This window comes from Bradyrhizobium sp. 87, from assembly GCF_023073015.1.
Taxonomy (GTDB): Bacteria; Pseudomonadota; Alphaproteobacteria; order Rhizobiales; family Xanthobacteraceae; genus Bradyrhizobium; species Bradyrhizobium canariense_D.
The window spans coordinates 323444-335519 of the sequence record NZ_JADPIQ010000128.1 but is presented as its reverse complement, the minus strand read 5'-3'; the positions used below and the strand labels follow the sequence as shown (position 1 = coordinate 335519).

General features: G+C 59.4%; 11 protein-coding genes. 1 reads left to right on the top strand and 10 read right to left on the bottom strand.

Annotated features, from left to right (window positions below):
* Positions 1-21 precede the first annotated feature (21 nt).
* The 5 genes from IVB50_RS33020 to IVB50_RS33000 form a co-directional block, all read right to left on the bottom strand.
* Complete coding sequence (locus tag IVB50_RS33020; RefSeq protein ID WP_143273907.1) at positions 22-390, bottom strand: phasin family protein; 369 nt, start codon at positions 388-390, stop codon at positions 22-24.
* A gap of 73 nt (positions 391-463) precedes the next feature.
* Entirely contained in the window at positions 464-2122 is a 1659-nt protein-coding gene (locus tag IVB50_RS33015; RefSeq protein WP_018453170.1) for an acetolactate synthase large subunit, read from the bottom strand.
* A 75-nt stretch (positions 2123-2197) separates the two neighbouring features.
* Positions 2198-3520 (bottom strand): MFS family transporter, encoded by a 1323-nt coding sequence (locus tag IVB50_RS33010; protein WP_018453169.1) that lies wholly within the window; start codon positions 3518-3520, stop codon positions 2198-2200.
* Positions 3521-3524: 4 nt separating this feature from the next.
* Positions 3525-4562, bottom strand: coding sequence for an isocitrate/isopropylmalate family dehydrogenase (locus tag IVB50_RS33005; protein ID WP_018453168.1), 1038 nt, complete (start codon positions 4560-4562; stop codon positions 3525-3527).
* Positions 4563-4624: 62 nt separating this feature from the next.
* Positions 4625-5944, bottom strand: a complete 1320-nt coding sequence (locus IVB50_RS33000; RefSeq protein ID WP_026232474.1) for an MFS transporter — start codon at positions 5942-5944, stop codon at positions 4625-4627.
* A 36-nt stretch (positions 5945-5980) separates the two neighbouring features.
* On the opposite strand from IVB50_RS33000, the gene IVB50_RS32995 reads away from it, so the two are divergent.
* Complete coding sequence (locus tag IVB50_RS32995) at positions 5981-6160, top strand: hypothetical protein (protein WP_143273402.1); 180 nt, start codon at positions 5981-5983, stop codon at positions 6158-6160.
* A gap of 120 nt (positions 6161-6280) precedes the next feature.
* Here the strand turns inward: IVB50_RS32995 and IVB50_RS32990 are convergent, their stop codons facing one another.
* From IVB50_RS32990 to IVB50_RS32970, 5 genes are all read right to left on the bottom strand, one after another.
* Positions 6281-7078: a substrate-binding domain-containing protein gene (locus IVB50_RS32990; RefSeq protein ID WP_018453165.1), complete on the bottom strand. Its 798-nt coding sequence runs from the start codon at positions 7076-7078 to the stop codon at positions 6281-6283.
* A gap of 77 nt (positions 7079-7155) precedes the next feature.
* Complete coding sequence (locus tag IVB50_RS32985; protein WP_018453164.1) at positions 7156-8463, bottom strand: MFS transporter; 1308 nt, start codon at positions 8461-8463, stop codon at positions 7156-7158.
* 271 nt (positions 8464-8734) lie between these two features.
* Positions 8735-9811 (bottom strand): ABC transporter substrate-binding protein, encoded by a 1077-nt coding sequence (locus IVB50_RS32980; protein WP_085350789.1) that lies wholly within the window; start codon positions 9809-9811, stop codon positions 8735-8737.
* Positions 9812-9898: 87 nt separating this feature from the next.
* Positions 9899-11320 (bottom strand): sensor histidine kinase, encoded by a 1422-nt coding sequence (locus IVB50_RS32975; RefSeq protein ID WP_018453162.1) that lies wholly within the window; start codon positions 11318-11320, stop codon positions 9899-9901.
* Complete coding sequence (locus IVB50_RS32970; RefSeq protein ID WP_018453161.1) at positions 11317-11982, bottom strand: response regulator transcription factor; 666 nt, start codon at positions 11980-11982, stop codon at positions 11317-11319. The genes IVB50_RS32975 and IVB50_RS32970 overlap by 4 nt, the downstream gene beginning before the upstream one ends.
* Between the last annotated feature and the right edge of the window lie 94 nt (positions 11983-12076).

Here is a 12076-nt window from a genome sequence, read left to right as displayed (position 1 = left end):
TTCGCTCTGAGGCGACCGGCGCTACTTATTCAGGTCAACAGTCGACGGCTGGTTCATTGCACTTGCAAGCTCGCGAAACTGCGCGTTCATTTTTTCCATCTGCTCCTTGAGATGGCTCTGATAAACTGCACCCATTTCCTGCGGGTCCTTGGCATGCAACAGCCGTTGCGCAAGCTCGAAGCCCGAAGCCACATTTTCCTCGGCGAACGCGACGGCTCTTTCGTTCATCTCCTTCGCCGCCGAATAGGTTGAGCGAACGCTGGAATCGGCCTTCTCTCTCAACTTCTGGGATTCGGTTATGTATTTCGACACAGCCTCTTTCGCCTTGTCCAGCGTGGTCTGCGCCATTTCCCGCATCTTCTCAGCCTGCTCGTTGATCTGCTCACTCATTGCACTCTCCATTGCCGGCGCTTGCGACCACGCCAATTTCAGCTCAGCTCATCAATCGGCCCTCGCCGACGGCTCACACGGTCGGCTCAATAACCTGCTTCAGCTTCTCGCGAAGTTCATCCACGAGCACGCGGGTATTTTCGCTGTAGTCGATCGGCACGACGACGAGGTGCACACCGCCACCTTTGAAAGCGTTTTCGAGCGTCGGAATCAACGAATCCGTGCTTTCGACCCGCGAGCCTTTCGCGCCGTAGCTCTCGGCGTATTTGACGAAATCCGGATTCCCGAACGTGAGGCCAAAGTCCGGGAAACTATCGACCGCCTGTTTCCAGCGGATCATGCCATAGGCCGAATCTTCCAGGATCAGCACGACGAGATTCAATTTAAGGCGAACCGCGGTTTCCATCTCCTGCGAATTCATCATGAAGCCGCCGTCGCCGCAGACCGCGAGCACGCGGCGTTCCGGATGCAGCATCGCCGCCATCATGGCGGATGGCAGCCCGGCGCCCATTGTCGCGAGGGCATTGTCCAGCAGCAGCGTGTTCGCCACATAGGTGCGGTAGTTGCGGGCGAACCAGATCTTGTACATCCCGTTATCCAGCGCGACGACGCCGTCTTCAGGGATGACCTTTCGCACATCGTGCACGATGCGTTGCGGCGTCGGGGGCCAACGGTCCTCGGTCGCGCGATCGCCGATCCGGGCCAGGATACTTTCGCGAAGGCTTAACAGCGCGCCGGCATGATGCAGCCGCCCCTCGAGACGATCGGCCAGCAACTCCAGGCTCGGTCCAACATCGCCGACCACTTCGCACTGCGGAAAGTAGACCCGCTCCACGTTGGCCGGCGTGTAGCTGACGTGGATGACTTGAGGACCTTTGGGGCCCATGATGAAGGGCGGCTTTTCGATGGTGTCGTGACCTATGGCAATAATCAGATCGGCTCGGTCGACCGCTTCATGAACGTAATCGCGCTCGCTGAGTGCAGCCGTCCCCATGTAGAGGTTGCTGCCGCCGGGTACCGTTCCCTTGCCCATTTGTGTGGTGAAGAACGGAATTTTCGTGCGGCGGACGAAGCCGCCGATGCCGGCCGTGCTGCGCGGCCGGGACGCGGCGGCGCCGAGCATGATCAAGGGCCGCTTGGCCTTGAGGATCATGTCGGCAGCGCGATCCAGCGAGGCACGATGGGCGACCGGGATCTCGATCGGATGCGGCGCCACCATCGCGACGTCTTCGGATTCCTCGCCCGCGATGTCCTCGGGCAGTTCCAGAAGAACCGGACCCGGACGCTCTTCCATGGCGATCCGGAAGGCATCGCGAACGATTGTCGGAATGCCGCTTGTGCTGACGATCTGGAGCGACAGCTTGGTCAACGGTTTGAAAGCGCTAACCACATCGACGATCTGGAATTTGGCCTGTCGGCTGCTCATGATGCCCTTCTGGCCCGTGAGCATGATCATGGGCATGGCGCCGAGCAGCGCGTAGGCGGCGCCAGTCGTCAGGTTCAATGCGCCAGGGCCAAGCGTGGTGATGCACACGCCGGGCTTGCCGGTCAGCCGTCCATAAGTCGCGGCCATGAAGGCCGCGCCCTGCTCGTGGCGTGTCAGGATCAGCTTGATCGACGAGTTGCGCAAGCTTTCCACGACATCGAGGTTCTCCTCGCCGGGAACGCCGAAAATTCGGTCGACGCCCTCGTTCTCGAGTGCGGCAACCAACAAATCTGATCCCTTGGCCATCAGCGCGTCTCTCCCATTCGAATTCAATGCTCTCCGGACGCCGTCGCAGGCATGACGGGGCCGTCGTGTTTCAGTTCAGATCCGGCCATCGCCGTCGAGATAGCCTCGCGTCCGCGTATCCGGCATCCAGAGCGACGCGACCAGGGCGACCAGCGCCATCGCCGCGACGTACCAGAAGAACAGGGTTTCGTATCCGGACGATTTCAGCGACAATGCAACATATTCCGCCGTTCCGCCGAACATCGCATTGGCAATCGCGTAGGGAAGTCCGACGCCTAGGGCGCGCACCTCGGGCGGAAACAGTTCGGCCTTCACGACGCCACTGATCGAGGTATAGAAGCACGCAATCACAAGACCGATCATGATCAGGCCAAAAACGGCGTAGACGTTGGTGGTGCTGGACAATGCCATCAATAGCGGCACCGCAGCGAGGGTAGCGCATGCGCTGAACAGGATCATGTTGTTGCGCCGGCCGATCCTGTCCGATAGCGCCCCGAACACCGGTTGCAGCAGCATGAAGGCGATCAGGGCAGCGGTCATGATCGAGCTGACCGTCTTGGCATCCAGCTTCACGCTGTTGACCAGGAATTTCTGCATGTAGGTCGTAAACGTATAGAAAAATAGCGATCCGCCGATCGTGAATGCGAGAACGATCAGCAGCGCGCGCTTATGATGCCAGAGGCCGGAGAGAGAACCTGCCTCCTTGCGGTGCATGGTCTCCGCCGAGGCCGTCTCCTGCAACGAGCGGCGGAGATACAACGCCACAACGGCCGCGACGGCGCCGAACAGGAAAGGCACCCGCCATCCCCATTCCTTCAGCTCGTCGAGCGACAAGGTTTGCTGCAGAACCACGACAACGAGGAGTGCGAGAAGTTGCCCGCCGATGAGCGTGACATACTGGAATGACGAATAGAACCCGCGGTTGCCCTTGCCGGCAATCTCGCTCATATAAGTTGCCGCCGTTCCATATTCCCCGCCGACCGACAGGCCTTGTGCCATGCGCGCAAACAGTAGGAGCGCCGGCGCCGCGGCGCCGATTGTTTGGTACGTGGGGAGCATTCCGATCATCAGCGATCCCGCGCACATCAGCAGCACCGACAGCACCATCGAATTCTTGCGGCCATGCGCATCGGCGATCCAGCCGAACAGCCAGCCACCGAGCGGCCGCATGAAGAACCCTACGGCGAAAATGCCGGCCGTCGCCAGCAACTGGCTGGTCTGGTCGCCAGACGGGAAGAACGCCGCCGCGAAATAGATCGAGGTAAATGCGTAAGCATAGAAGTCGTACCACTCGACCAGATTTCCGGACGACGCAGCCACAATCGCCTTGATACGCGACAGCTTTTGCGCCGTGCTGTCAGCGGGGATTGCCGGGTGCGATGCAGCAACAGCGGTCATTTGCTTACCCTCCCAATCGACGGATGATGCTTTGAGTGAAGTCGCCAGTGGACGCTTTGCCGCCCAGATCGGGCGTGCGAACGCCGTCCTCGCGCAAGACCTGATCAATTGCCGTTCTAAGACGGTTTGCGAGATCAGGCTGATCAATGTGCTCCAGCATCAGCCCGACCGCCAGCAATAAAGCGAGCGGATTGGCGATTCCCTTGCCGGCAATATCCGGTGCCGAGCCGTGCACGGCCTCGAAGATCGCCGCATCCGGACCGATGTTGGCGCCGGGCGCCATGCCGAGGCCGCCGACCAGACCGGCGAGCTGATCCGACAGGATGTCACCGAACAAATTGGTAGTGACGATGACGTCGAACTGCCAGGGATTCATGACGAGCTGCATCGCCGTGGCATCGACGATGCGATCGTCCATCTTGACCCTGCCCTCGTACTTCTTTGCAACCTCGTGACCGACCTCGAGAAAGATGCCGGTCAGCGCCTTCAGCACGTTGGCCTTGTGCACGACGGTCACCTTCTTGCGACCGTTCTTGAGCGCGTAGTCGAATGCGAATTCGATGATCTTGCGCGATCCTTCACGCGTATTGACCCCGGTCGAAATGGCGACCGCGTGCGGATCTTCCCCAATTGGAATATAGTGTTCGAAAGCGACATAGAGCCCGCCGAGGTTCTCGCGCACCAGCACGATATCGATTTCGTCGAATCGTCCTCCGGGAACCATGCTTCGAACCGGCCGCAAATTGGCGTAAAGGCCGAATTCTTCGCGCAGACGAACATTGATCGAGCGGAATCCTCCCCCCACCGGCGTCGTTAGCGGGCCCTTCAGGGCGAGCCGCGTACGTCGGATGCTGTCCAGCGTCGCCTGCGGCAGCGGATCACGGCTTTCCTCGATCGCGGCCAGGCCACCCTGCTGGATGTCCCATTCGAATGGAGAGCCGAGCGCTTCGAGAATGTCGACGGCCGATTTCACGATCTCGGGGCCGATACCATCGCCTGGAATGAGCGTAGCGGGCCGCTTCGTTTTGGATTGAGCAGGCATTACTATGTCCTCGAAGATGAGAGCCGCGGGGTTTTGTGAATGTCAGACATGCTGCCTTGCACTCAATGTACGGGGCTTGCGGCGGAGGTGGCGGGTAGCGTTTCCTGCTTGCTGATCCAAAGCACCGCGATGATCCCGGCGATTTGAAGCAAAGCCAGCGGTATCAAGGCCATGGGGAAGCTACCCGTCGCCTCCTTAATGACGCCGAGCAGCCACACCGCGCCAGAAGTGCCGATGTGCGACAGGGTATTGATGCCGGCAATTCCGGCCGCAGCAGTTGCCGGAGAGAGTGTCCCAGTCGCCAGGGCCCAGAATGGTCCCTTGATCGAATAATTACCGATCAAGACCACGCTCAGAATAGCAAGCGTCACGGGTAATGAGCTCGTGAGCATGGTCGCAAGCAGCGCCGTTGCGCATAACGCAAGTGGTATTGCGGTGTTTTGGGCATGGGCGTTCGACCTGTCCGAATATCTTCCCCAAAAGATCATCGCAACGGAGGCGATGCCAAATGGGATGGCATTCAGGAAGCCGGTCTCCATGTTGGACATCCCGAACGATTTCACGATCTGAGGCTGCCACAGCGACAACGCGTTGCTCGTGGCCGAGCTTCCCGCATAGATCAAACCGAGGATGAGCACATATTTGTTGGTCAGAATTTGCCACAGCGACATGTGGCCGACCTGCTTCGCCATCGATCGTTCCGACTGCAGGCGCGCGTCGAGCCAATTGCGCGCCTCCGGCTCGAGCCATTTTGCATCAGCGGGTTTGTTCGGAAGCCCGAAGAACGAGACCAGGCCGAGCAGGACGGCCGGAATGGCTTCAACGATGAAAAGCCATTGCCAACCACGAAGGCCGAGCACGCCATCCATCGCCAGCAAAGCGCCGGATATTGGCGATCCCAAAAAGCTCGATAGCGGTATCGCCACCATGAAAACCGCAACGATCCGTGCGCGATAGGCCGCCGGAAACCAGAAGGTCAGATACAGGATCACACCAGGAAAGAACCCGGCCTCCGCTGCACCCAACAAGAAGCGGCTCAGATAAAAAGTAATCGGCCCTACCGCAAAAGCGGAGAGAATACCGACTATCCCCCATGTGATCATAATGCGCGCGATCCAGATCCGCGCGCCAACTTTCTGCATCGCCAGATTACTGGGGACCTCGAAAAGAATGTAGGCGATATAGAACAGCGCCCCGCCCGCCCCGAAGGCAGCCTGCGTCAGGCCCAGATCCTTGTTCATTTGCAGGGCCGCAAACCCGGCATTGACGCGGTCAACGTATGAAATGAAATAGCACACCATGAAAAACGGAAGCAGGCGCCATGTAATGCGGCGCATGGTTTCCGCTTCGATCCTCGGTAGCGGCGCGGAATTCGTTGGCATGGCGTCCTCGTTTCGGGTTGACGGTCAGGCAGCGAGTTGGCGCAGGACGTATTGAAAAATTCCGCCGTTGCGGAAATATTCGAGCTCGTCGAGCGTATCGATGCGGCAGGTCAAGGGTATGATGGCCTTATTCGCACCATCGGACTCGCGGATCTCGATCGCGAGCTTCTGGAGATGCTGGGAAGGCCATTCTTTTCCGCTGCGGCAAGCGAATAGTAGGCGTAGCTCTTTGCACCGACGACAAGTGTCTGGCGTGCGCCGAAGCTGTTGAGATACTGCTTCATTATCAAGTCCCCCTTCGCTGGAATCGTCCGCCTCGCGCAGATCTGAAGCGGTCTATTTCTCCGATGCTGCAAAGGGATCGAGACCCGCTTTTTTCAGGGCCGGAGCAGCAGCAGCGGAAGCGAGGAAGGCAATCAGAGCCCGTCCGGCTTCCGGCTGACTGGCACCGGAGGTTATGCCTGCAGAAAAGATCGTGATTTTCTGGACGTCTGGCGGGAGCGGCCCGACAAGGTCGGCTCCAGCGATCGGCAGAAGTTCACTGATCTGTTGAAAGCCGAGTTCGGCGTCACCGCGTGCAACAACACTCGCGACCGGCTCCGCCGGAATCATTTTGGCCTTGTCCTTCATCTCGGCGGCGATCCCGAGACGCTTGAACAGCTCGGTGCCCACATAGACGCCGCTGGCGCTGTCGGAGTATGCAACTGACTTCGCGTTCAACAGTGCCTGCTTCAATGCGTCAGGAGTACCGATATCAGGCTTTGGCGTTCCGGCGCGTACCGCGATCCCGATCGGCGAGCGTACCAGGTCGACGCGGCTGGTTCTGACCGCCCTGCCCTGCTCGATCATCTCGCCAAGCGCGTCGCCGACCATGATGAGCACGTCCGCCGCCTCGCCGCGTGCCAGTCGCACGGGGATGGCGTTCTCCGTCGTTCCCATCGAGGGGCCATAGGCCGTGACGACCGTATTTCCCGTCGCGCGTTCAAATTGCGGTACGAGCTCCTTATAAGGCGTCGCCAAGCCTCCCGAGATCATGACCCTGACTTCGGACGCCTTGGCGATTCCAGCCGCGGCCGCCAAGACAATCAGCAAGCTTAGCGCAACTCGCCTGCGCACGACGATCGTCACGCTCATCGGCAATTTCCTTCGATGCAATTATTCGAGGACTGTGCTTGCTCGATGACGGTCGACGTCATCGAGCACTTTGGTGGTCACGTCCCTATCACCGTCTCGACCGAATTGGCGCCGGATAGCGCGCGTCGTTGTTGCGGCCTGTAAACGAGGTACGTCCCGGCCAGACCACAGAGCGCTGCCGCGCTCATCCAATATCCCGGCGACGCATTGTCACCAGTGGCAGCGATCAGCCAGGTGCAGATCGCTGCCGTAAACCCGCCGAACGTCGTTGCCAGACTATATGCGAGGGAGAATCCCGACGTTCGCACACCCACCGGCATGACTTCGGTCAATGCGACGATCATCGCGCCGTTGTAGCTGGCGTAGATGAAAGACAACCAAAGTAGGACCGTCAGCATCTTCGGGAACGTCGGGCCTGCGGCCAACCAGGAAAGCGCGGGATATGCAGTCAGAAATGCCAAAGTCGAAAAGGCGATGAGGATCGGCCGACGACCAATCCGATCGGACAACGAGCCCATGATGGGAAGCCAGATGAAGTTCGATATTCCCACGCAAATCGTCACGATCAGGCCATCGGCCGCGGTCAGCTTGAGGACCGATTTGCCGAATGTCGGCGTGTAGACGGTAATGAGGTAGAACGACACCGTGGTCATGATCACCATCATCATCCCGGCAAGCACAATGCTCCAGTTTGCGAGGATGGAGCGATAGATCTCGCGGGGTGTCGGATGATGCTTCCGCGCCAGGAATTCATCGGTTTCCTGCAGCGAGCGTCGAATGAAGAATACGAAAGGAACGATCAGGCAGCCGATGAAGAACGGAATACGCCAGCCCCAATCGTCAAGCTGCGCCGGTGCAAGCCATGCATTGAGAGCGAAACCCAGCGAGGCCGAGACGATGATCGCGACCTGTTGACTTGCCGATTGCCAGCTGGCGTAAAAACCCTTCTTTCCCGGTGTGGCCATTTCCGAGAGATAGACGGAAACCCCACCAAGCTCGACGCCAGCCGAGAAGCCTTGCAGCAGGCGTCCGATCAAGACGAGGATCGGGGCCAATATGCCAATGGTTGCGTAACTTGGCACGAACGCGATGAGCACCGTGCCGGCAGCCATGATCGACAGTGTAACGATCAGGCCTTGGCGCCGGCCGATCCGATCCACGTAGGCGCCGAGGATGATGGCGCCGAGCGGGCGCATCAGAAAGCCTGCGCCAAACGCAACGAAGGTCAGCAGCAGTGACGCGTATTCATTTTCGAGTGGGAAGAATGCCTTGGCGATGTACGACGCGTAGACGCCCGACAGAAAGAAGTCGAACATCTCAAGAAAGTTGCCACTGGTGACGCGGAGCACCATGCCAAGCTTCGACTGTCCGGTGGTAACCGTCATGCCGTCCTCCCTTTTATCGTTTATGTTTTTTTGTCTTGTTCACCCGTCTTGCAGGTGTTGCAAACTTGATCGCGGCCGGATTGACCGATACGCGAGGAGCGATCGTTCAAGCTACGATTGCTGCCTCATCGTATATCAGCTGCCTGTCACCAACCTGTCGCTGCCGCACTCCGCAAGAAAATCGGTTTGAAGACGACGCGCTTGATGAGCCGGCAGATATGGGGGGCTTCTCTCGGATGTTATTCCGTCTGAAATCCAGATCCCTGGATTTCTATCGATCCTGCAACGCGCGGCGCCACTCTTTGAGGAAGCTCGCTCGTTTCGATTGATCGAGATAGGTGAGCAATTCTGCACCAATATGGATCGGCTTGACTGCGCCGCTGCGATCCGCAGGTATCACGCCTTCCGCGCCGAGACCGAGGCGCACAGGACCGACTGACCGGGCCAGGAGAAATTTCTGGCCGCGTTCTGAAAGCAGGTAATCAAGAAACAATTTCGCGGATTCCGGGTGGGGCGCGGTGACGGGTATAAAGGCTATTCGCGACATCAAGGTGATGTAGTCGGCAGGAAACACGATTCCGATAGAGGCATCTTCCTTGGCCCGTTCGATCGCGTAAGACCCTATCATATTGTAGGCGAGCAGATGTTCGCCGGATGAAATCCGATCAAGCACCGTTCCGGTGGTCGAATAGAGCTTGATACCGGCGCTGCCAAACGCACGGACCAAATCCCACGTTGTCCTGGTGATTCCGGCATCGCGCGTGATGAACAGGAAACCGGTCCCGCTCTGCTCCGGGTCATAGGTTGCGATCTTACCTCGATAGATGTCAGGCTTTCGGCTTAGAAGGCTCTTCAGGTCAGTGCGGGTTCGGGGTACATCGGACTCCGCAACGAGGTTCTTGTTATAAACAATGACAATCGGCTCCGCCGTGATGGCATAGGCTTCGTCTTTCCAGATGGCCCAATCCGGGATATGCGCAATTTCCTTCGAGACATAGGGTTGAGCATAGCCGTCATTGACGAGCTTGATCTGCAGATCCATCGCGGAGCTCCAGACAATGTCTCCGGGTGCTGCGCTGGAGGTCGAGGGATCCACGACTTGATTGTAGATATCGTTCGAGTTGATCTTTGTATGGACGATCTCGATGTCCGGATGACTTGCCCGGAAATCGGCAAGCAAGTCGGCGACGTCCGCGTCCTGGGTCGTCGATACGATGTTGAGCTGCTCTCGAGCTCCGGCGATAGCGGATGCTTGCCCTTTGAGAGGGCCGAGCTGCGCCTGCTCCGACATGGCAGGCCACGTCAGCAAGATCCCAACGCACAAGGCCAAGGCTTTGGCAGCCGCCATCGTGACGTTTCCTCGTCCATGAGCCGCTTTGCGGACTTCAGTTTGTTCAGGACCGCAGCCATTCGTACGGCAGCGCACAATCCGGCCTCAACTTGAGCTTTCACCATCACGCTTGGCAAGAGGAAAGCTCACGGAAACCCGCAGACCCCGGCCTTCCGGGCCAGGTGCAAGCACGATTTGGGCCCCGAGACGGTCCGACAAGGCTTTCACGATGGCTAGTCCAAGACCACTGCCTGCAGGGCCGTTCGCCATCGGAATCCGATAAAAACGCTCGAAAACGCGGGCCCGATGGGCCTCCGGAATTCCCGGACCGGTATCCTCGACTTCAATTCGCGCGGTCGTGGCGTCAACAACCGCGCGAACCAGGACCATCCCCCCGGGGCGGTTGTAGCGGATCGCATTGTCGATCAGGTTTGCCAGCAATTCGCCAATCAGGACCGTATTGCCGGCGATGACCGCGGGACAGTCGGATCGATCGAACTGGACGTCGATGTCGTTCGCGAAAGCCTGTGGGGCACGCTCCGACAGGACATTGAAGGCGACCTCATTCAGGTCAACGTTCTCCGCGGCCGGTTGCGCAATGTTCTGCTCGTCGGCCCGTGCCAGTGTCACGAGCTGCCCGAGCAGCCGTTCAAGGCGGTTGATGGCGTTATCGACCTCGTCGAGGGCAGATTGGCCCGCCGGCGTTTCCGACCCCAGGCGTCGCACCAGATCGAGATGCGTCCGCAGTATCGCCAATGGGGTTCGCATCTGATGCGAGGCATCGGCTGTGAATCGGCGCACCAGTCCGATGGCCAGATCCAGCCGCTGTAGCAGGGAATTTACCGCGAGCGCCGGTGCTAAAGCTTCCTGCGGCACCCGGGAAAGGTCGAGCGGACTGAGATTTGGACCGCCCTGAATACCGCGCGCGTCGATTTCTTGCTTGAGTTCGCCAAGCGGCCTCAGGCCTCGATCGACGGCGTACCAGCCGAGGCAAGCGATGAGGCTAATCAACCCGGCCTCGAGCATCGCCAGTCCGATCAGCATTTCACGTTCGACGACGCGGCGCGCCTGCACCGTTTCGGCCACTGCGACGAGGACCAGCTCCGGCCTGCCGTAGACCTGCCGCGCCTGCGCGCCGATACGAACCGTTTTGCCGCGATACGCGCCATCGCGATGGCCGGTTTCGCCAGCCTTCAATCGATCGAAGCCGGATAGTGGAAGATCCTTGTAACCGGTGATCAATTCGCCGAGGTAAGTCACGCTGTAATAGATGCTGTCGTGCGACTGGCTTTCCAGCATGCCGAGCGCAACCTGCGGCAAGTCGACCGTCAGTTCGCCATCTTCCACGCCGACGCGTTCGGCGATGGCGAGAACCGACCCATCGAGCAACCGGTCATGAACTGTCTGCACAACGCGCTGGATCAGCAACATACCGCCGATTCCAAGCACCATCGCCAATACAATGGCGGGCGCCACCAGATTGGTGAGGAGCGTTCGCCTCAACGACGGCCGCCAGGTGGCGATCACTGTACCTCCAGCAGATAGCCTAGCCCGCGGACGGTTCGGATCCGCGGCCCGTCAGGACCGAGTTTCTGGCGAACGCGACCAACATAGAGTTCCGCCGCGTTCGGCGCTACCGCCTCGTCGAAGCCAAATACCTCCGCGATCAGGCGCTCCTTGGAGACGACTTTGCCGGCGCGGGTCATCAGCACTTCCAGCACGGCAAACTCGCGCCGTCGCAATTCAAGCGGCCGGCCGCTCAGTGTAATCGTGCCCGCGGCGCGGTCGAACGCGAGCGGGCCACAGATCAAGGTTGGATTTGGAAGCCCCTGTCCCCTTCTCACGAGCGCGCGAACGCGGGCATCAAATTCGGCGATATCAAATGGCTTGGAGAGATAATCGTCGGCGCCGAGATCGAGCCCGCTGACCTTATCGCCGGTCGCGTAACGGGCAGTCAGAATCATGACCGGAACGGTCGACCCGGCTTGCCGTATCTTGTGCAGGACGCCGAAACCCGACACGTTCGGCAAGTTGATGTCCAGAATGATGAGGCTGTAGGGTTCCAGCAAGGCGGTCTGCGCCGCCGAAGCCCCGTCAGACTCGATATCGACGGCGAACCCGGACAGCTTGAGCCGCTCGGCAAGGCCGCGCGCCATGGCGGCATCGTCCTCGACAATCAGAATCCTCACTGAACAAACCCTTGCGTTCGCACCACCCGTGCGCGGGAGACGTCACCGTGAGGCTAGAAGGACAGTATCGAAAGATCAAATCGGAGCTTCCTCG

Coding starts and splice junctions, on each gene's coding strand:
- IVB50_RS33020 (WP_143273907.1), bottom strand. CDS start 390: ATGAGTGAGCAGATCAACGAGCAGGCTGAGAAGATGCGGGAAATGGCG.
- IVB50_RS33015 (WP_018453170.1), bottom strand. CDS start 2,122: ATGGCCAAGGGATCAGATTTGTTGGTTGCCGCACTCGAGAACGAGGGC.
- IVB50_RS33010 (WP_018453169.1), bottom strand. CDS start 3,520: ATGACCGCTGTTGCTGCATCGCACCCGGCAATCCCCGCTGACAGCACG.
- IVB50_RS33005 (WP_018453168.1), bottom strand. CDS start 4,562: ATGCCTGCTCAATCCAAAACGAAGCGGCCCGCTACGCTCATTCCAGGC.
- IVB50_RS33000 (WP_026232474.1), bottom strand. CDS start 5,944: ATGCCAACGAATTCCGCGCCGCTACCGAGGATCGAAGCGGAAACCATG.
- IVB50_RS32990 (WP_018453165.1), bottom strand. CDS start 7,078: ATGAGCGTGACGATCGTCGTGCGCAGGCGAGTTGCGCTAAGCTTGCTG.
- IVB50_RS32985 (WP_018453164.1), bottom strand. CDS start 8,463: ATGACGGTTACCACCGGACAGTCGAAGCTTGGCATGGTGCTCCGCGTC.
- IVB50_RS32980 (WP_085350789.1), bottom strand. CDS start 9,811: ATGGCGGCTGCCAAAGCCTTGGCCTTGTGCGTTGGGATCTTGCTGACG.